At 34.6% G+C, this 21,927-nt stretch carries 10 protein-coding genes; all 10 read left to right on the top strand.

Annotated features, from left to right (window positions below; genetic code table 11):
• Positions 1–77: 77 nt before the first annotated feature.
• The 10 genes from Q4Q34_RS01580 to Q4Q34_RS01535 all read left to right on the top strand — a co-directional run bounded on the left by Q4Q34_RS01580 (position 78) and on the right by Q4Q34_RS01535 (position 21,924).
• Entirely contained in the window at positions 78–1,571 is a 1,494-nt protein-coding gene (locus tag Q4Q34_RS01580; protein WP_303317291.1) for a sulfatase-like hydrolase/transferase, read from the top strand.
• Between the two features lie 356 nt (positions 1,572–1,927).
• Complete coding sequence (locus Q4Q34_RS01575) at positions 1,928–2,785, top strand: AraC family transcriptional regulator (protein WP_303317292.1); 858 nt, start codon at positions 1,928–1,930, stop codon at positions 2,783–2,785.
• A 493-nt stretch (positions 2,786–3,278) separates the two neighbouring features.
• Complete coding sequence (locus tag Q4Q34_RS01570) at positions 3,279–6,464, top strand: SusC/RagA family TonB-linked outer membrane protein (RefSeq protein ID WP_303317293.1); 3,186 nt, start codon at positions 3,279–3,281, stop codon at positions 6,462–6,464.
• Between the two features lie 48 nt (positions 6,465–6,512).
• Positions 6,513–8,249, top strand: a complete 1,737-nt coding sequence (locus Q4Q34_RS01565) for a RagB/SusD family nutrient uptake outer membrane protein (RefSeq protein WP_303317294.1) — start codon at positions 6,513–6,515, stop codon at positions 8,247–8,249.
• Between the two features lie 93 nt (positions 8,250–8,342).
• The gene (locus Q4Q34_RS01560) at positions 8,343–9,659 is read left to right on the top strand and encodes an MFS transporter (protein WP_303317295.1); all 1,317 of its coding nucleotides are present in this window, start codon (positions 8,343–8,345) and stop codon (positions 9,657–9,659) included.
• A gap of 244 nt (positions 9,660–9,903) precedes the next feature.
• Positions 9,904–11,064 carry a mandelate racemase/muconate lactonizing enzyme family protein gene (locus Q4Q34_RS01555; protein ID WP_303317296.1) on the top strand — a complete coding sequence of 387 codons (1,161 nt, stop codon included), beginning with the start codon at positions 9,904–9,906 and terminating at the stop codon, positions 11,062–11,064.
• Between the two features lie 29 nt (positions 11,065–11,093).
• Positions 11,094–12,866 carry an arylsulfatase gene (locus tag Q4Q34_RS01550; protein WP_303317297.1) on the top strand — a complete coding sequence of 591 codons (1,773 nt, stop codon included), beginning with the start codon at positions 11,094–11,096 and terminating at the stop codon, positions 12,864–12,866.
• Positions 12,867–13,004: 138 nt separating this feature from the next.
• A complete protein-coding gene (locus tag Q4Q34_RS01545; protein WP_303317298.1) occupies positions 13,005–15,212 on the top strand; it encodes a family 16 glycosylhydrolase in 2,208 nt (735 codons plus the stop codon).
• Between the two features lie 11 nt (positions 15,213–15,223).
• Positions 15,224–18,259 carry a sulfatase-like hydrolase/transferase gene (locus Q4Q34_RS01540; RefSeq protein ID WP_303317299.1) on the top strand — a complete coding sequence of 1,012 codons (3,036 nt, stop codon included), beginning with the start codon at positions 15,224–15,226 and terminating at the stop codon, positions 18,257–18,259.
• Between the two features lie 512 nt (positions 18,260–18,771).
• Positions 18,772–21,924 carry a SusC/RagA family TonB-linked outer membrane protein gene (locus Q4Q34_RS01535; protein WP_303317300.1) on the top strand — a complete coding sequence of 1,051 codons (3,153 nt, stop codon included), beginning with the start codon at positions 18,772–18,774 and terminating at the stop codon, positions 21,922–21,924.
• Positions 21,925–21,927: the final 3 nt, after the last annotated feature.

Here is a 21,927-nt window from a genome sequence, read left to right as displayed (position 1 = left end):
CTGATAAATAACAAGTTTAAGTATTTAGGGGTTTGAAAACACGTTTTCAAACCCTTTAATCAATTAATTTCTCTACAATGTCTGTGTTTTTTAAATCATCCTCTATATTCGTTATTTCCATTATTCTATTAAGTTGTAATAGTGCAAAGAGCAATGATCATTCCTCTAAAAATAAAGCGGTTGAAAAAATTGTGACACCTTCAAAACCAAATATTTTGATGATTCTTTGTGATGATTTAGGGTATTCGGATGTTGGTTTTAATGGTTCAAAAGATATTCCAACTCCTAACTTGGATGCTTTAGCACATAGTGGAACGATTCTAACAGACGCTTATGTGGCACATCCCTTTTGTGGGCCAAGTCGTGCCAGTTTAATGACAGGAAGATATGCGCACAAAATAGGAGCGCAATTCAATTTGCCTCCAAATAGTGGTGAAACTATTAAAAAAGGAATAGATACTAACGAGATTTTTATAAGTAAAGTGCTTCAAAATGCTGGCTATTATACAGGTTTAATGGGGAAATGGCATTTAGGAGCAAATCCTGAGTATCATCCTAATTCAAGAGGATTTAATGATTTTTATGGGTTCTTAGGGGGCGGTCATAACTATCACCCAGAACAATTTAAGGCAGCTTATAAGAGGCAGAAAGAAAGTGGTCAAAAAATTATTTGGGATTATTTGCATCCATTGGAGCATAATGGTAATGAAGTTGACGAAACGGAGTATGTAACCGATGGTTTGTCAAGGGAAGCTGTTCGATTTATAGGAGAAGCAGCAGAAAAAAAAGATAATCCTTTCTTTTTGTATTTGTCTTACAATGCGCCTCATACGCCATTAGAAGCAAAAAAGGAAGATTTAAAATTATTTGAACATATTAAAGATAAAAAACGTAGAACATATGCAGCAATGGTTTATGCTGTAGATAGGGGGATAAAGAAAATAGTCGATCAATTAAAAGCAACGAATCAATTTGATAATACACTAATTATTTTCTTTAGTGATAACGGTGGAAAAACGAAAGCAGGAGCAACAAATTATCCGCTTAAAAATGGAAAAGGAAGTGTTTATGAAGGAGGTTTTCGGGTACCGATGTTTTTCCATTGGCCAAATGTGGTGCCAAGTGGTAAAAAGTATAACTATCCAGTATCTGCATTAGATTTTTATCCTACACTTACTAATTTGGCAAAAGCCAAAATTCCTGAGAACAAAGCATTAGATGGTAAAGATATCTGGAAAGATTTCATGTCTAATAAAAATCCACGGCCAGATGAGAATGTTTTTGTAATGCGCCATAGAAATGGTTTTACAGATGTTGCAGTAAGAAAAGATGATTGGAAGGCTTTAAAGGCATACAAGCAAAAATGGAAACTTTTTAATATTAATAATGATATTGAAGAGAGTGAAAATTTGAGCAACAAACACCCTAAAATTCTTAGAAGTTTAGTTTCTGAATTAGAAAAATGGAGTAAAACTAATATTCAGCCTCAATGGTGGCATGATGAAAAAACGGGTAAGGACTGGAAAGCAGACGGAATGCCACATTTTGATAAAACATTTCGTGTAGAATAAGTGTAATAATTTAGCCTTTTCTATATAAACTCCAACATAGTCTTGCGTATTAAGATGATGAAATTTAGATTTTTGTTATTTCAATAGAGTAAGAAAAAAGTGAGGAAAAATTTCAAAAGGGACGAGGGACTCTCCTCATTAGTTATACCATGTATCTTCAAATAAAACATATATTACTTTCCTTGATATTCGAATAATAAAGACCGTTTGTTATATGTTTTAAAAAACTGAAAATCATTTTTTTTAGTTCTAAAATCAGGTCGAGTTCACATTAATTTAGGGGCAATAATTTCTTCTTAGATTCACGTAACTGTTAAAAATGTGAATTATAAGATTAAATAGTGTATATTTGATATATGAAATTGGTGCTAAAAAATACAGATAGTTTTTCAAATTCTCGACTGAATATAATCACAAAAGAAAAGCCTTGCCTTGATTCTTCTTGGCATTACCACCCGGAATTTGAACTTTTGTACATTTCTAAAAGTACAGGAATTCGTTTTGTTGGAGATAGCGTTGAGCATTTTACACCTGGGGATTTAGTCTTAGTTGGTCCAAATTTACCTCATTTATGGCGAAATGATGTTTCTTATTACGCTGAAGACAGCGAAAGAAGCGTGAAAACTGTAGTTATTAAATTCTATAAAAACTTTATAGGAGAAAATACTTTTGAAGCTCCTGAATTTGCTGAGATTAATAGAATGTTATCTGATGCCAAATATGGAATAAGTTTTGGGAGTAATATTTCTAATAAACTGAGAGAAGATATACTGTCTATAACTAACATTAAACATACAGAGCAGTTTATAAAACTTTTGGGAATTCTTTATGAGCTTTCCATTACTAATGAAAAGCAAATGTTATCCTCTTCAGATATGAGGCAGTATACGCCTAAAGGTGCTCGCAGAATTGATAGGGTGCTGAGATATATATCAGATAATTACTCAAAATCTATTGCTCTTGAAGATGTTTCAGACATTGCATGTATGACACCAAATTCATTTTGTCGATTTTTCAAGAAAAAAACCAACAAATCCTTTACGGGATTTTTGAATGAAGTACGAATAAGGAATGCTTCTCGTTTATTAGTTCAAGAAAGCCTACCAGTTAACGACGTTTGTTTTTTAGTAGGTTACAACTCCATCACAAACTTCAACAAACAATTTAAGCGAATAATGGGTAGTACACCCAAACAGTATAGAGAGGCTGTTTAATTGAAAAAAATTCCCCGAAGCTCTACTTCTGCCATGCCTTTGGCTTGGTAGACTGGCAAAGGCAGGCTTTCTATTGAAGTTGCCATTCCATTCCCGTAAAATTGTAAGATTCATGAATTCATTTACATAAAATATTAAGCAATGAATAAAACGGGAATCTAAATAACAGAATTTCTGTTTTTGATCCAAAGGTTAAAGCTTGCACTCAACTTGATTGGGTATGAACGAGCAAAGTATCTCTATGTCTCTATCTTGTAGATAATTCGTTTCAAGAAATTCTTTATTTCTTTTTTTAACATATGATAGTCTAAGTTGGTAAAATTTTACTGTTTTCAGGTAAAATTTTACAGTTTTTAAGTGATTTTATTGTCTTCCTTTGTTAAGGATATGTTAATTAATCTGTGTTTATTTTTTATGGCCATAAAAAATGTGACTCTTCTTTAATTTACCATATCCCTTACTAAACATTCATTAACTAAAACTAAACTAACTTATGAAAAAACTAAAATTTATTTTAGGAGTTTTTTCTTTAGCTACATTTAGCCTTCACGCAAGCAGTTCAATGTTCAATTTGAATGCTTCTGACAAGCTAAATTCTAGTCCAATTGAAAAAGTTTCAAATTTAGACCAAACCATTGATGTTTCTGGAACGGTCTCTGATGCTGACGGGCCATTGCCAGGTGTAAATATTGTGGTAAAGGGTGCGTTAAACGGAACACAAACTGATTTTGATGGAAATTATTCAATTTCAGTTGAAAGTAATAATACAATACTTGTATTCTCTTACCTTGGATACAAAACTCAAGAAGTTACCATTGGAAATAATACCACTGTTAATGTTGTTTTAGAAGCAGACATTGCAGGGTTAGATGAGGTGGTTGTAGTTGGATATTCTACCAGAAAGCGAGGCGAATTAACAGGGTCAGTAAGTACTGTAAGTTCAGAGGAAGTACAAAATACGGCTAATAGAGATGTTGCTAAATCTTTATCTGGTAAAGTATCGGGTTTAATAGTTGCCGATAGAGGAGGTTATCCAGGTTCTACTGATGAAGATGATATCACGCTTTTAATTCGTGGTAAAGCAACTACAGGTAATAATGCGCCTTTAATATTGATTGATGGAATTCCTTCAGGGTCTTTTCAGCAATTGGCACCACAGGATATTGAGTCTTTATCTGTTTTAAAAGATGGGGCAGCTGCTATTTATGGAACTAGAGCAGCAAATGGTGTTATTTTAATTACTACAAAAAGAGGTAAATCAGGAAAACCTAAATTTAACTTTTCTTCACAGTATTCAGTATCTCAGTTTTCTACATTTCCAACGCAAATGACGTCTGAACAATTTTTGACTTACGAAAATGAAATATTTTTATATGGCGGAGGATTGGTGACAGACCCAGATTTTCATACACCTGAAGAAATTAGTAATGCTGTAAATACAGATTGGGCAGACTTGACTTTTGCAGATTCTTCTCCAGAAACAAGACATTCTTTATCAATATCTGGAGGTAGCGACAATGTAAGTTACTTTGTAAGTGGAGATATGCTTAACCAAAAAGGAATTTACAGATCAGGTGATCTGAAGTTTAAACAATATCAATTACGTTCTAACATTGATATTAAATTATTTGAAGATTTTAATTTGGGATTAGACCTAACAGGTAGAGTTGGAGAGTCTGATGAACCAGGTGTTGAAAGGGGCGTGATTTATAAGCATATATATACAAATAGACCAGATTTAGTTGGTGTTTACCCTAACGGATTGCCAGGTTTTGGTGGTGAAAATGGAAGAAATCCTGTAATTATGTCTAGTAATGAATCTGGGTTTGTTAACAGAATCACTAATAATTTGAGAGCTAGAATTTCTTATGATTATAAACTGGATAAATTGGTCGAAGGTTTAAGTTTGCGAGGATTTTTAGGTCTAAGTCAAACTAGTTACGAAGAAACATCCTGGGACAAACCTTGGTCATATTATCAACTTGTAAATGGAGAATTTATAGAATCTCAAGGGAATGACGTTGGTTCAGATATAATTTTAAGAGAAACTTATAATAAGAGCAATCAAGAATTGTTTAATTCAACAATTCATTACTCCAAAACATTAGGTGAAGATCATAATATTAGTGCCTTTGTAGGATACGAACATTCAAGAACAGAAAATCGTAGCTTTTTCGCCCAAAAAGAAGGTTTTAAATTTGATACCATTACGGAATTAGATTTAGGAGAAGCGACCAACCAAACGACTGGAGGTACTTCTGAAGATTTTGGTTTTTTAAGTTACTTTGGTTCTTTGTCTTACGACTACCAAAAAAAGTATTTTATTGATTTAACAGTACGTCGTGATGGGTCAAGTAGATTTGCTGAAGGATTCCAATATGGAACATTTCCAGGTGTAGCAGTAGCGTGGGCTATAGATAAAGAATCTTTTATGAATAATGTTGAATGGATTAATACTTTAAAATTAAGGGCATCTTGGTCTAGAATGGGTAATGATAGAATTCGTCAGTTCCAATATCTAAATGCCTATAACTTTGGATATCCAACAAATCCACAGAATGCTGGTTGGTATCGTCCTAATGGTTATGTATTTGGTACACCTGGTCAACAAGTAGGTGGATTTGGTAGCAATGGTGCTCCAAACCCAGATGTTACTTGGGAAACAGCAGATATGATGAATATTGGCTTAAGTTTTTCTCTTTTTAAGAGTAGGTTAAGCGGTGATATTAACTATTTCTACCAGAATAGATCTGATATTTTAACAGGAGATCAATCTATTCCTGATATTTCAGGATTAAGATTACCTAATGTACCAGATGAGAATATTGGAGAAGTGAATAATTTTGGTTGGGAGTTTGAATTAGCATGGAAAGACCAAATAGGTAAAGTTGATTATAATATTGGCTTTAATTTTACAAATGCTCAAAGTGAAGTTGTAGCCCTTGGTGAGTCTTCAGAAGTGCCAGACTATAGAAAGAGAGAAGGGAAATCTATAGATTCTTATATTGTATATCCAACAGCTGGAATATTTAGAGACCAAGCGCAAGTGGATGCTACAGCAGTTAAAAAAGAAAACACAGTAGAAGGTCATCCTATTTATCTTGATACAAATAATGATGGTGAAATTAGCTCTGATGACAGAATTCGAGTAGATGCATCTGCTGTTCCGGAAATTCAATACGGTATTTTTGGAGGGTTAAATTATAATAATTGGAATTTTAATTTCCTTTTACAAGGGCAAGCAGAAGCGAAAGCTTTAGTATTCTTTGACCAGTCAGGAGCCAAACCAGATTTTGTATTTAATGATAGATGGACTGAAAACAACCGTGATGCCAGTTACCCAAGAGCATTTGCTCAAGGTGACGCTTTTAGTGGTAGGCAAAGCCGAAGTGCTACACCAGGAACAAGCCCTAATAATGGTGATGAATATGCAGATTTATATTTAAAAGACGCTTCTTTTTTACGTTTAAAAGAAATTGAATTAGGGTATACACTTTCAAAAGACATTACCAAATTTGGAGATGTAAAAATATTTGTAAGAGGATTTAATGTCCTTACAATGTTCTCAGATATATATGATATGGGTCTAGATCCAGAAGCAACAGGCTATAATAATTTTAGAGATAGTACATATCCTTCGTTAAAAAGTTTTACTGTAGGGTTAAATGTTAATTTCTAAGAGGTTATGAAAGATAATATAAAGAAAAATAAAATAATGAGAAATAATATGAAACATATACATTTATCGTTAGTAACATTATTAGTGATATTTTTCACGATGTTTAGTTGTGAAGAAAAATTAGATGTAGAGCCTAAAGATTCCGTTACTCAGGTAACTATTTATCAAGATATTGATCAAGCTGAAGGAATTGTTGTTCCTATCTACAATAGTACCGAAGGATGGGCATTGAACAGAAATGAATTTTGGGGACAAAGAGTTAATCTTGAAGGAGGGTCCTTTGAGGCTAAATTTAATTTTCAAAATCGTGTTAATGTATATCAACTAAGAGATGGTGGTTGGACTCCAGGAAATTTTGGATTGGTTTTTGCTACAAAATGGCAGAATTATTGGGCTTACGTTCAGGATGCTAATTCGTTTTTAGCTAATATAGAGGGAAGTATAGCTATGGATCAAGATCCAGATAAAGCTGAGTTATTGATAGCAGAAGTAAGGTTTTTAAGAGCGAATTTGTACAGAAAATTGATTAACTATTTCGGAGGTGTTCCAATACTAACAGAGCCTAGTTCTCTTACAGGAAATTTTGAATTTACAAGAGATAGTTATGAAGATTGTGTAAAGTTTATTGTGCAAGAAATAGATGCTATAGCAGATGTGTTGCCAACAACACGCCCTGATAGTGAGTTTGGTAGAGCAACAAAGGTTGCTGCTTTAGCAGTTAAATCACGAACGTTATTATATGCGGCTAGTGATTTACATGACCCTAGCTTATTGCCACAAACAATGAATACAGAATTATATTCTTACCCTGTAGCAAGCAAATGGGAGGATGCAGAAAAAGCTGCTCTAGCGGTAATAGATCTTGTTGGACATGATGCATTAATTCAAGTCGCTAATGCCACAGAATATCAAGAGTTATTTTTATCTCCAAATTCAAATATGATATTTGCAAGACCTTATGCTGCAGGTCTTTATGAGGTTGGTACAGGAGGCTTTAGTGCTAGGAATTCCTTGCCAGATCAAGCACAATCGCCTAATGGTTATGGTGGATGGGCTTTAAGTTCACCAAGCCATAATTTTAGTTTAGAGTTTAATTTTGATGATGGATCATCAACTGGAGGTGTGACGCCTACAAGTCCAAATGATAACAGAGAAATGAGATATTATGCTAACCTGTTGTTTCAAGGGACTGATTTTAGAGGACGTCCAGTAGATTATGCTTTGTCTGAAGATACAGGAGCTTTTCCAGATGGTTTAGATTCTCCAAATGGAACAGGGAATGTTCAACACTCTTCTAAAACAGGTTATAATATTAGAAAGTTTCATGATGAATCTTTAGATCAAACTAATGGAATTTCTCCAGACCGTCCCTATGTTTTGTTTAGAGTTGCTGAAATGTATTTAAATTATGCTGAAGCTCTTGCGGAACAAGGTAAAGATGCTGAAGCTCGTACTTATCTTAATAGAGTGTCTAGTAGAGGCCTTCAACCAGATATTACTGTAGGAGGAGATGCTCTTAAAGAAGCTATAAAGAGAGAGCGACGTGTTGAGCTTTGTTTTGAGGGGCATAACTTCTTTGATGAAAGAAGATGGCTAAATACTGATCATTTAGGTTTTGATATTATGGGGTTAAGATGGACGAAAGAAGCAAATGGAGATTTAACTTTTGAAGAAGTTAGTGTAGTAGAAAGACCATGGTTTGATAAGCAGTATTATTTACCAATACCAGAAGCTGATGCAGAAAGAGTTCCTTCTTTAGTTCAGAATTTTGGATATATAAATTAGATTATTACCGAAATAAACTTTTAAATACCGAAGTCTTAGTGTCTTCGGTATTTTTTTTATCTTTAGGGGCTTTGACAAAAACCAACTAAACTAATGACATCAAAAAAATCAACAAAAAAACGCTATAATATTTTAGCCTTAATTTTTGGAACAGTAGTAATTAACTATCTAGATAGGACCAATATTTCTGTTGCAGCATCTGCAATAAGCGAATCACTTGACCTTACTACCGTGCAAATGGGGCTTATCTTCTCAGCGTTTGGTGTTGCTTATGCCGCTTTGCAGATTCCTGGAGGTATTATTGTTGATAAAATTAGATTACGATTTTTATATGCATTAATGCTTTTTTTATGGTCCGTAGCAACTTTGTTTCAAGGTTTTGTGAACTCCTTTAAGGTTTTAATGGGGTTAAGAGCAAGTATTGGTGTTTTTGAAGCACCATCTTACCCTGCTAATAATGCCATTGTTACAAAGTGGTTTCCTGAAACTGAGCGTGCTTCGGCAATTGCCATATACACTTCAGGTCAATTTATCGGTTTAGCATTTTTGTTTCCGGTTTTAACCCTAATACAAGATAAAGTTGGTTGGAGAGGGTTATTAATTATTTCTGGAGTTATTGGAATAGTTTGGGCTGTAGTATGGTACGCTTTCTACAGAGACCCAGATCAACATAAAACGGTGAGCGAGGCAGAACTTAAATTGATTAAAGATGGAGGTGGTTTTGCTAAAAAAGTTGAGAAAACAACAGAAAAGGAGAAATTTAATTGGGATGACTTTTTTGAAGCTTTCAAACATTGGAAATTATGGGGAATTTATATTGGTCAATTTTGTATGGGCTCCATGTCTATCTTCTTTTTAACTTGGTTTCCAACATATTTGGTAGAATATAGAGGGTTTGATTTTATAAAGTCGGGGTTTTTAGCCTCAATACCATTTTTAGCTGCCTTTTGTGGTGTGCTTTTAGCTGGATTTTCATCCGATTTTTTAGTGAAAAAAGGAAAAACACCTGAGTTTGCTAGAAAAGCTCCTGTATTGATTGGGTTATCTTTATCCACTTTAATAATAGGTGCTAATTTCACAGACAGCACATTCTTGATTATACTTTTTTTAACCATTGCTTTTTTTGGCAATGGCTTAGCTTCAATTACATGGGTTTTTGTATCCTTAATCGCTCCCAAGCGAATCATAGGGCTTGTCGGTGGCGTTTTCAACTTAATAGGTGGTTTATCTGCAGTCATTGTTCCTTCAGTAATTGGTGTTTTAGTGCAAGATGGCGATTTTAGTCCTGCTTTATTTTTTATAGGCGCATTAACAGTATTAGGTTTTCTTTCATTTTTACTAGTAGTCGGAAAAGTGAAACGAATAGAGTTAAAAGAATCTGGAGATGAAATTAAAGATATAGATTCGTGAAAAAATCATTAGAAGAAAAATTCTAAAAAATTGTCATTAATGAATATTGAACTCATCTTGACTCTTTGTTTTTAACCTAAAATGAGTTGAAATTTGTTCAGATTAAGCACTTTTTGAAAGGCATGGCATCGCTATGCATAAAAAATAATGAAATATGGGCGAATTTTAGCCATTTTTTAGGAAATAGAAAAGGTCGAGATAAGCTCTATTACATGTAACTACTAGGTAAAAGAGAAAAGAATACATGAAAATAACAGATATAAAGGTGTTTCCAGTAAACATCGCAGGTAGAAGTCAATTAAATATTAAAGTTGAAACTGATGCTGGGATTTATGGTTGGGGTGCTTCAGGAATTACAGGAAGGGAGTTTGCGGTTATCGGTGCCATTGATCATTACCGTCCATTATTAATAGGTAAAGACCCAAGGCAAATAGGTGCAATTTGGCAAGATTTGTACCGAGGTCAGTATTTTGAAGGTGGAAGAGTATTAACTGCGGCTATTTCTGCTATAGACATAGCACTTTATGACATCAAAGGAAAAGCTTTAGGTGTTCCTGTCTATGAATTACTTGGAGGAAAACAGCGTGATTATGTAGAGTGTTTTGCTTCATTACGATTTAGTAGCAAAGAAGAACTTATTGATAGAGCAAAAGTACTTATTAAAGAAGGTTGGCGCATGTTACGTTTAGCGCCTGCAGAATATGAAGAAGGAAAATATGCTTCAGAATTTGAGCCAAGAGATTCTATCACGATTATAGCCGATTGGGTTTCTGCATTACGAAAAGAGGTTGGAACAAAAGTAACTATTGGAATAGATTATCATCACAGGTTATCTGTTCCGGAAACAGTATCTTTTTTACAGCGAATGCCAACAGGGACTTTAGATTTTATTGAAGAACCTATTAGGGATGAAATGCCGGAAGTCTATCAAGAATTAAGAAAAATGGTAAATGTACCTTTTGCAATAGGAGAAGAGTTTTCTAGTAAATGGCAATTTTTACCCTATATCGAAAAAAATATTACGCAGTTTGCCAGAATAGATGTTTGCAATGTTGGTGGAATTACAGAAGCCATGAAAGTAGCGAATATGGCCGAAGCACATTACATAGATTTATTGCCTCATAACCCAATTGGTCCTATTTGTACGGCAGCTACTATTCACTTGGCAGCAGCTTGTCCTAATTTTACATGGTTGGAAGAAATGAATACACCTGTAGAAAACCCAGGATTAGATGATATCAACTATTATCCAGTGCAACCAAAATTAGAAGGGAACCGTTACAAGGTTTCAGATGCTCCTGGTTTGGGAATAGAGTTTAATGAAGACCTGGCACTAAAAGAAGGATTTAATAGTGTTGAGACACCGCGTTTAAAGCGGAAAGATGGATCTTTTACAAACTGGTAATTATTAAAACATAACACGTTAAATTCACAATGAAACTAAATTTTTTATTACCCATTGCATTTTTACTAGGGTTTTATAATGCTCAAGCCCAAGAAAGTCCGAATATAATTATCATGATGACCGATGATCAGGGTTACGGTGATATTGGGGCACATGGGAATCCTTATTTAAAAACGCCACAAATAGAATCGTTAGGGGAACAAGGGTTGGAGATGACACATTTTTTTTCATATCCTAATTGTTCCGCTTCAAGAGCAGCGCTTTTAACAGGTAGGTACCCTTATAGAACAGGAGTAACTGCTGTAACTCAAGTAGATCACTTTATGAATACATCTGAAATTACAATCGCAGAAATTCTTAGAGATCATGGATACAGAACAGGTATTTTTGGTAAATGGCATTTAGGGGATAACGCTCCAATGCGTCCAATAGATCAAGGTTTTCAAGAGGCTTTGGTTCATAGAGGTGGTGGCATTGGTCAAGCTGCAGGACCTGCGGGAAACACCTATTTTGATCCTGTTTTAGAGCATAATGGTATTCCAAAGAAATATGAAGGCTATTGTGATGATATTTTCACCGAAGCTACTATCGATTTTATTAGAAAAAAGAATGGTAAGCCATTTTTTGCCTATTTAGCAACAAACCTTCCTCATTTTCCTTTACAAGTCCCAGAAAAACGAGCGCAACCCTACAGAGATATCGGTTTGCATGAAGACAATGCCCTTACATATGGTATGTTGGATAATATAGATTATAATGTTGGAAGGGTTATTAAGACCCTGAAATCACTAGGAATAGAGGATAATACCATAGTAATTTTTCTGTCCGATAACGGACCTCGCCATAGAAGAACAAAAAATGATTCCTATCCAGGTAGATGGGTAGCGAATTTAAGAGGGACTAAAACAAGTGTTTACGATGCAGGAATAAGAGTTCCGTTTTATGTGATGTGGCCTAAAAAAATTAAATCAAAAATCAAAACCTCTAATATGGGAGCTATCATAGATGTGCTACCAACGCTGTTGGATGCAGCAAATGTAAGGCCCCCAAAGGATGTTGCTTTTGATGGACAGTCCTTATGGCCACTTTGGACTAAGAACCAATCAGAAAACCTTAAAAATCGTGAGTTTTTTGTTCAAATGCATTATGGGCCTACACCCTTTAAGTATATGCATTTTGCAGTAAGGACCCAAAAATATAAGCTGGTAAGTCCACACGATTTTCCTCATGGTATTGTACATCAACCTACAGATTTTGTACTTAAGAATGTGCTAAAAAATTTAGAGCTTTACGACGTTGAAAACGATCCTAGTGAGCGTATAAATATAGCCAAAGACCATCCTGAGATAGTTGAAATGCTTTTGGAAAAATATGATGATTGGTTTGATGAAGTTAGTGAGGAAAGAGATGCAAAAGGAATTCAACGCATACACCTTGGAACTATGGAACAACCACAGGTCATTTTATCTCGTTTTGATTGGGGAGGCCCGCGGGTAATTTCTCGTTTTGATTATGGAGGTCCACGCGTAGTTGAAGATAATCAGTTGGGGTATTGGCGAGTAAGTACAGAAGAAGGCGTGTATAAGGTTGTATTGGATTTGCCTAAAATAACTTCAGATGGAGAGGCACATCTTAAATATGGTAAGCTACACCTTAAAAAGACCATTAAAAAAGGACAGAAAAAAGTAACTTTTAATGAGGTAAAATTACCAAATTCAGAAGGTAATTTTCATGCGTATTTCAAAACCGATCGCTTAGCAGTTGGTCCTCTTTTTGTAGATGTAATTAAAATGAATAACTAAATAATTAATCCAGAAATATTTATAAACCAATAATTTAAAGAAAGGATAATATAGACTTAATACAGGTTAACTTTTAACTAGAAAATGGTGTATTCTACAGTTAATTTTGAAAGAAATTGATTTTAGAACCCCATAGTCATGTTTAAAAACGAGCATTTTTTTAGAAAAAAAGCATTCCTGTTAGTACTTATATTCTTGTGTTCTTGTGCAACTATTCGACTTTCAGCACAAGTTTATCCCAATTCCGATCCTTCAAATTCAGGAGTATGGATTCTTAATACAGATATCAGTGATGAGTTTGAAGCTGCTTCATTAGATGAAGTAAAATGGCAAATTCAAGGGAAAGATGGTATTTATAAATCTAATTTTAAAGGAAGACAACCCTCTCAGTTTTCACCAAATAATGCATTAGTTGAAGACGGGAAACTAAAAATTAGAACAAAATGGGAACCTAGTTTTCCTTTTGATTCCGATTGCAGAACTGAAGGGGGAGTTGAGCGTTGTTTTGAAAACATCACCACAGCAGCAGTAATAAGCAAGCAGCAATTTCAGTATGGTTATATGGAAATTATGTGTAAAGCAGCTAATGCAGAAGTTACCAGTTCTTTTTGGACAACTGGTTTTCAGTCTGAATTGGACATGTTTGAGATGTTTGGAGGTCATAAAACCAATGCTGCCTGGAGAAAACGTTTAAAGTTTAACATGATAAGTTGGGATCCCAATAATTATTACTATTTACCTGATGGGAATGGTCCTGCTTATACCGAGAATATTCAAGCAAATGAAAATACAGCAGATGCCTTTCATATATATGGTTTTGATTGGACTTCAGAATACGTAAAAGTTTATATTGACGGTGTACTTACTAGTGAAATATATAAAAGTGATGTGACGAATAACGGAGCAGATCCAGAAGCTTGGGTAACCGATGTGCCTTATTGGGTATGGGTAGATTCTGAGACTTTTTGGTGGTTAGGTTTACCTGAAGAAGCAGATTTAACAACACCGGTTGATTACGAAATTGAATACATACGGGTTTGGCAAGAAAACAAAATATCAGTTACCACTACAGCAAATGCTTCAGAACCGAGCACCAATGGGGAGTTTAAAATAAGTCTCCCTAAAGGCAGTTTGGCTACTCAAGATATAACCATTAGCTATACCGTAGGAGGTACAGCTTCTCCGGACGTAGATTATTCTGCATTATCTGGAACAGCAACAATAGCAAGTGGTAGTAATAGTACGCTTGTTGCTATTAATGTTTTGAACGACAATGAGGTGGAACAGGATGAAACCGTTGTAATTACTCTAACATCAGCTAGCATAGGAAATATAAATACAACGCCTACTCAAATTAATATTTCTGACCCTGCAACGATACTTACAGCTGGCGATATTGCAATAGTAGGGTGGAAAGCCGAAGGGAATGAAAATGGAGCAGTAGCCTTTATGTTGCTAAAGGACATTACAACAGGTACAAAGATTTCTTTTTCTAACAGGTCTTGGAAGGGAACACAAGATGGTTGGACAGGAGATTATAGTATTGATGATGTTTGGACATGGACAGCAACTATGGCTCACAATTCTGGCGAAATTCTTGTCTTAGATTCAGATGGTCAGGTGAAAACCGTTACAGGAGGTTCTCAAATTGTGGTTGGTAATACTGTTCATGATTTGGCTGGTAAAATAGCATCTTCAGATGATGATTCAGATTTTGATCTTTCAGACAGTGGAGATTCTATATTAGTTTACCAGGTTTATGGAACATTTTCTGAACCAACAGACCCTAATAGTTCAAACTGGATTACAGGGTTGAATATCAATGGTGGTTGGGGAACAGGAGGTGGAAATACGTTTTGTGCACTTCCTACCGCATTAACAAATGGATTGAATGCAAACGCAGTAGGTTCAGACCAAGATAATGGAGTTTATAAGGAAAAGCTGTTAGGAAGTATGTCTTTGCTAAGAAATATGATTAATAATAGTTCAAATTGGATTACAGACGAAAGTTTAAATTACAATTTATGGAGTTATAATGAGAGCTTGAATAGCAGTCCTGGAGATATTGGTATAGCAGGTACATTAAGTATAGATAATATCAAGGATTCTAATAGAATAAGTGTTTATCCAAATCCGATAAATATGTCTTTTTCAAAAGATTTGTATGTCTCATCACCCACTACTAATCACGTTGGTATCTATAATATTTTTGGAGTGAAAGTTATAGATCAAAATAAAGAAGCAGATCCACTAATACTACCTCTTGAAGGTTTAACATCAGGAGTGTATTTTATCTCTTTGAAATCGGAAGCTGGAACAATAACAAAAAAAATAATAATTGAGTAAAGCTTAGAAAAATGAAAAATTTTACCTTAAAAACAATAATATTAATGGCAGTTTTGATGGCATGTAACATGAGCTTAGAAGCTCAAACTGCAGGCACTAAACCAAATGTTATAGTAATATTAGCAGATGATTTAGGATATGGAGATGTAGGTTTCAATCGTGATGGAAGCTTTCCTTCAGAATTAGGAGTTATACCAACTCCAAATATTGATAACCTAGCAAATGCTGGGGTTATTTGCAAAAATACACATGTAGCTCATCCATTTTGTGGGCCTAGTAGGGTAGCTATAATGACAGGTATGATGCCGCATAGAATTGGAGCACAATACAATTTACCTAATAATATCACCACAACTTTAGGTATTCCTACTAATGAAACTTATTTCCCGAAATTACTTCAAAATGCTGGTTACAATACAGCTGCCATTGGTAAATGGCATCTAGGGTTTGAAGAAGGTTCTTATCAGCCTTTAGATAGAGGTTTCGATTATTTCTTTGGTTTTTTAGGTGGAGGAAAAGGCTACTTTGAAAATGGCTATGAAGACAATTATTATAATAGATTAGGAGGTAGTAATCCTGTTACAAATGAGTACCAAGACCCTTTGTGGAGAAATAGGGGATATGTAGCAGAAACTGAATTTAGTGATGCTGTAGATGAAGATTATTTAACCGATGTATTAACAGACGAAGCCATTTCATATATAAGTACAAATGCCGCTTCTTCCGATCCTTTTTTCATGTATGTATCCTATAATGCACCACATACGCCATTGCAGGCACCAGCTGCGGAAATAGCGCAGTTTAAAACGGATAATCCTAATTTTGAAACTTTGGTAAGAAATAGTAGCTACATGTATAACGCGAATCAAGTTAGCGATTCAAAAATGGAAGAAGCCGTAAGAGATGATATTGGTGATGCTGCTTTTGATGCCATGACTCAGCCAGAAAAAGATGCTGCTATTGCTGCGGCTAGAGAGGCAAAAATAGAAGAGTTTACACAAGCCAGAATAACTTATGCCACTATGGTTTCTAATATGGATACTAATATAGGTAGAATTGTAACAGAGCTTAAAAAAGATATAAATGAGTTTAATAACACGGTGATCATATTCTTAAGCGATAATGGAGGTTACACATATAGTAAAGGAGCAGTAAATTATCCATTAGATGCGCTTAAGGGAAGTGTAAAAGAAGGAGGGCATAAAGTGCCCATGTTTGTACATTGGCCAGCTCAAATAACGTCTTCGGCTACATATAATCATCAAATTAGTTCTTTAGATTTATATCCAACATTGGTAAATCTTGCAGGAGGGACAATTCCTAATGGAAAGATTATTGACGGAACGGATTTCATGGATGATTTAATTGCCGGAAATGATACGAGAACTGATGAAGCTTTGTTAATTATGAGGCCTTACAACGGATTTCATAACGGTGGTTTAGCAATGGGTAAGTGGAAAATTGTTAAAACAGGTAGTAATGGTTTGTGGAAGCTATATGACATTCAAAATGATCCAGGAGAAACTACAGATCTTAGAGGTACTGAACCTAATGCAGAGCAAATTATTCAAGACATTTTAGACCAGGCTATTGCACATGTTGCGGAGTACAAGGATGTAAAACCTGCATGGTATGATAATGATGGTAATGGTTCTGGACACCCTCATAGTTTTTTATGGAATGACGGTACTTTACCCGGTTACAATAGGCTTTTTGAAAGTTCGTTACTATTGCTTGATAGTGAAATAAGTGAAATAAGCATAGAAGGTATAACAGATGCTGTAGAAGGAGAAATCAATGGTGTTTTTACAGTGAGTCTGCCGCAAGGAGTTACTGCTAGTGAAGATATAAATATTACCTACACAATTAGTGGGGATGCAACTAATACTACGGATTACAGTACACTATCTGGAACTGTGACTATATTGAATGGAAACAATAGTGCAAACATAACTATAGTACCAGTAGTTGATGGTTTAGATGAGATAAGCGAAATGATAACAATTACCTTACAGTCAACTAGCACAGGCTCAGTAAATAGCACACCTGCAAATATTAACCTTTTAGATGCTATAGTGCCAACAACTTTAACAGCAGGCGATATTGCTATTGTAGGTTGGAAAGCGGGGTCTGGAAGTGGAGCACTGGCATTCATCCTTTTAAAGGATATAACTGCTACTACTAAAATATCAATATCTAATAGATCTTGGAAAGGATCACAAGATGGTTGGACAGGAGACTATAGTATAGATGATGTTTGGACATGGACAGCTGGAGCATCATTTAGTACTGGAGATATTTTTAAATTAGATGCTGATGGTTTAGTAAAACAAGTAACAGGTAATACCGAAGTGGTTGTTGGTTCAACTTCACATGATCACACTGGAAAAACCACTGAAACCAGTGATGGTGATTTTGATCTGGCTACAGGAGGAGACGGTATATTAATGTATCAGGTAGATCCTTTTGTTTTACCAACTAACCCAAATTCTAGTTCATGGATTACAGGATTAAATACCAATGGTGGTTGGGGTACAGGAGGTGGAAATACATTTTGTGCACTTCCTACTGCTTTAACAAATGGCGTAAATGCCAATGCGGTTGGTACAGATCAAGACCATGGTATTTATAATGGTCCATTATCTGGTACGCCAGGGCAATTAAGGGCAAGTATTAACAATAGTGCAAATTGGACAACTTCTGAATCTACTGGATATAGTTTATGGGCGTTTAATGAAACTTCAGCTGGGGTATCAGGGAATATAGGGACGTTGGGAACCTTAAGCCTTAATAAGAATAAATTGGATAAACTATTTACAGTTTACCCTAACCCTGCTAAGGAATACTTCATAGTCAATTTTAATAAAAATATAAACCATGCCGATATTGAAATAGTAAACCTCACAGGAAAAACTATAAAGAAAGAACGTATTAGCAAAAACAAATCTTTTAAGGTTGATGTTTCTAATTTACCTTCTGGATTGTATTTATTAATGGTTAAGGCAGAGAATAATGTAGTAACCATCGATAAAATTGCAAAGATATAGGGAATATTAGGGTTAATAGCCATACTTCATAGAGTAGATTAATTATTTTTTTTAGTTTAATTTTTGTATCAGGTGCCAAATTTTATTTTGGCACCTTTTTCGTTTGTTTCTAAGTAATAGTTTTTTCTAATGTCCTAATTTTTATTTAGCTTTACGTAAGATTTTATTTATATTTACGTAGGAAATAAATTATAAATTGAAAATTGTATGCGTTTCTAAAAATAATAGTAATCAAATTATCTTCTAGTATAGTAGCCACTAAATTATCTGATTTTTAATAAGACATAGGTTCATATATTATTTAGGGTAATTTTTGATAACTAAAGGATAAATATTGCTAAAGAACTTAAGGCTATCAAACTTAATTTTATCCATTTGGTATTGTAGCTAGTATCTTAGGTTTTCTCAAAGACTGACAATACCAGATTAAAATTAATTAACAAGGACAATTATTAAATGTATTTCATTTGTAATTGTTTGAATAACAAACAGTAAAACTAATAACAAAAAGTATGAAATTAAAAAGTACGTATGATACCAAGAAACCAAGAAGCATTTGTTTGCTGTTCGTTTTTCTTTGTTTCTGTGGAGCGTTGTTTGGTCAGAACCTTCCAATAACTGTGAAGGGTGTAGTAACTAGTTCAGAAGACGGTTTACCAATTCCAGGTGTTGCAGTTGTGTTACAAAAAAGCGGAAAAACTACCGGAGCTGTAACAGATTTTGATGGGGTATATCAAATTCAAGCCAGCATTGGAGATGAGCTTATATTTAGCTATATAGGTATGCATAAAGTAAGCCAAAAAGTTGTTGGCCCTCAATTAGATGTCCAAATGGACCCTGAAACCGACGAACTCGAAGAAGTTGTAGTAATTGGTTATGGAACTGCTAAAAAGAAAGAACTTACAGGAGCTGTAAGCCAAGTAAAAGCTGAAGAAATTGAAAACGTAATTACTAGTGATATTGGAACTGCTTTACAAGGGCAAATAGCAGGGGTAAGTGTATCAGCAAATAGTGGTGAGCCTGGCGAAGGTTCCGCTATTACAATTAGAGGTATTTCTTCATTAACAGGTTCTAATTCTCCATTATGGGTTGTAGATGGTGTACCACAATCTGGTGATCCTAGATTAAACCCAAATGAAATTGAAACAATGGACGTCTTAAAAGATGCTGCTTCTGCTGCTATATACGGAACAAGAGCGGCTGGTGGTGTTATTTTAGTTACTACGAAAAAAGGGAAGCCAGGAAATACTAAAGTGGGATTAGAGATAACCAATGGTCTTCAAATCATTACGCGCCAAACACCACTAATGAATACAAGAGAGCAACTTTTCTTTGATGCAAATGACCCTTCAAGAAATAGCTCGCCTGCAAATTCAGATCGTTATGGCTTATTAAACGATAATGATTTAAGAGATTTCACTGAAAACGATTGGTCTTCTGTTAACAGATATAACTTCAATATTTCTGGTGGAAGTGATGATATTACCTATAGTGTTGTTATGGGGCTTTTCAATCAAGAAGGTACCGTGATAAACTCGCGTTTAAAGCGTTATAATTTAAGAGCCAATGTTAATTTAACAAAAGGGAAATTTACCTTTGATAATGGTTTTGGTTTTACTGTAGATGATAGAGAACGTCCAAATTTTAATTTACTTATTTTTGGACAACGAGCTTTACCTTACTTAGATCCAGTTGACGAAAATACAACGTCATTTACTAATGAAAATGAAGATGTCACTGCTAATAGTGCCTATGGACAAATTTTAGAAGCCATAACAAGAGACAGAAAAGTTGGTCGTGATAGATTTGAAGCAAGTACTAATATTAAGTACCAATTAAATGATCACTTACAGTTAACAACATTAATAAGTGGTGTTATTACTAATGCATTTGAAAAGCAAGTGCAACCTCCTTTTGCATTATTTGATAATAATGGTGTGAATTTACGTGACGCCGATGATAACTTTGTGTTTGAGGGAAGATCACGTAATGTCTTAATTAACTGGAATGGTGGATTAAATTATAATCAACAATTTAATAAACATAAAGTAACTGCGTTAGCTGTAATTAATGTAGAGCAAGATTTCTTTACTTCAATTGGAGCTGTAAAAAGAGGGTTACTTTTTTCTGACCCTGTAAATTTATCTACAGCAACGATAGGAGAAGAATTAGGGTCTGATGTAACTTTGAACTTTTCCGGACCTTCTACTGTTCAACCAGATTACAAGATAAAACGAGTAGGTAGTGTGGGGCGTGTATTCTATGATTATGATGGAAGATACCAAATTAGCCTTAGTGCAAGACTTGATGCTTCCAATCAGTTTTCAAGAGATAATTTATATGCATTTTTCCCATCGGCATCGGTTGGGTGGAACATTTCAGATGAAAAATTCTGGGGTGGTTTAAAACGTACTGTAAACAATTTTAAATTAAGAGCTAGTTATGGTACTACAGGTAACGATAGGTTTCCTCCAAACTCTATATTTAGCCCTGTTGCAACTGGATACAATGCTAATTTTCAAGGGGTAAACGGTACCGATTCTGAAAATTCAGGGATCATTCAACATCAGTTTGGTAATCCTAATTTAAAATGGGAGGTTACTAAGCAGTTAAATTTTGGTATTGATTTAAGCTTCTTAAAAAACAAAATTGTCTTTACTGCTGATTACTACACATCTGAAAAAGAAGATCTTTTAACTAATGTTCAAATAAACCCTAGTTTTGGTGCTTCGGTTCAGGCAGATCGTGATTTAATAGGTAGTAGATTTGCAGTATTTAATGTTGGAAATTTAACCAACAAAGGTTTTGAAAGTACACTAAGATACCGACCAAAAATTGGTAATGTAAGATTTAACATTTTAGGTACATTTACAACTAATAAAAATGAAGTGACAAGTATTCAATCTGAAAGTGGAATACAACTGTTTACAACAAGACCAGTTTTTGGAGATAATCAAGCCTTGGCTATAGGTCTTCAAAAAGGTAGAGAAGCAGGTTCATTTTTAGTATTTGAAACAGATGGTATTTTTAAAGATCAGGCAGAAGTAGATGCTTATAATACAACTTACGGTGAAAACCGAAAACTAGGTGATTTAAAATATATAGATTCTAATGGTAATGGTGTTTTACGAGACGAAGGAGATAGAGTCTATAAAGGTAGTGGACTTCCAGAGTATGAACTTGGTTTAAACATACAAGCTACTTACAAAAACTGGTTTTTCCTTACTAATTGGTATGCTTCGGTTGGAAATGAAGTATATAACGCCACTAGAGCAAGTGCTTTGAAAGCTGGACGTCACAAAGATTTAGTTTATCAATACCTACCGGGTATAAACGAAAATACAGATATCCCAACTTTTGACAGTAGTTCAAGACAATCTGGAGATAATAACTTTAATGGAAGTTCTGATTTCTTTATAGAGGATGGTACTTTTGTTCGATTAAGAAATGTGGTTATTGGCTATACACTACCTAAAGAAGTTTCTGAAAAACTAGGACTTACCAGGTTTAACATTTTCGCCAATGCACAAAACATACTTACAATCACAAATTATACTGGTTTAGATCCAGAAGTTGGTGGTAATAATATCACAATAAAAGGGATCGATAATGGTATCATTCCAACGACAGCAAGTATGAATTTTGGTTTAAGATTAAATTTTTAAAAA

The sequence above is a fragment of the Flavivirga abyssicola genome, assembly GCF_030540775.2.
Lineage (GTDB): Bacteria > Bacteroidota > Bacteroidia > Flavobacteriales > Flavobacteriaceae > Flavivirga > Flavivirga abyssicola.
Note: the sequence above shows the minus strand (reverse complement) of the source record. Positions and strands in the feature narration are given on the sequence as shown.

What these genes read in the sequence shown, in the direction of transcription:
- Q4Q34_RS01560 (WP_303317295.1), top strand. Translation starts at nt 8,343, where the DNA reads ATGACATCAAAAAAATCAACAAAAAAACGCTATAATATTTTAGCCTTA.
- Q4Q34_RS01550 (WP_303317297.1), top strand. Translation starts at nt 11,094, where the DNA reads ATGAAACTAAATTTTTTATTACCCATTGCATTTTTACTAGGGTTTTAT.
- Q4Q34_RS01555 (WP_303317296.1), top strand. Translation starts at nt 9,904, where the DNA reads ATGAAAATAACAGATATAAAGGTGTTTCCAGTAAACATCGCAGGTAGA.
- Q4Q34_RS01545 (WP_303317298.1), top strand. Translation starts at nt 13,005, where the DNA reads ATGTTTAAAAACGAGCATTTTTTTAGAAAAAAAGCATTCCTGTTAGTA.
- Q4Q34_RS01580 (WP_303317291.1), top strand. Translation starts at nt 78, where the DNA reads ATGTCTGTGTTTTTTAAATCATCCTCTATATTCGTTATTTCCATTATT.
- Q4Q34_RS01575 (WP_303317292.1), top strand. Translation starts at nt 1,928, where the DNA reads ATGAAATTGGTGCTAAAAAATACAGATAGTTTTTCAAATTCTCGACTG.
- Q4Q34_RS01565 (WP_303317294.1), top strand. Translation starts at nt 6,513, where the DNA reads ATGAAACATATACATTTATCGTTAGTAACATTATTAGTGATATTTTTC.
- Q4Q34_RS01540 (WP_303317299.1), top strand. Translation starts at nt 15,224, where the DNA reads ATGAAAAATTTTACCTTAAAAACAATAATATTAATGGCAGTTTTGATG.
- Q4Q34_RS01535 (WP_303317300.1), top strand. Translation starts at nt 18,772, where the DNA reads ATGAAATTAAAAAGTACGTATGATACCAAGAAACCAAGAAGCATTTGT.
- Q4Q34_RS01570 (WP_303317293.1), top strand. Translation starts at nt 3,279, where the DNA reads ATGAAAAAACTAAAATTTATTTTAGGAGTTTTTTCTTTAGCTACATTT.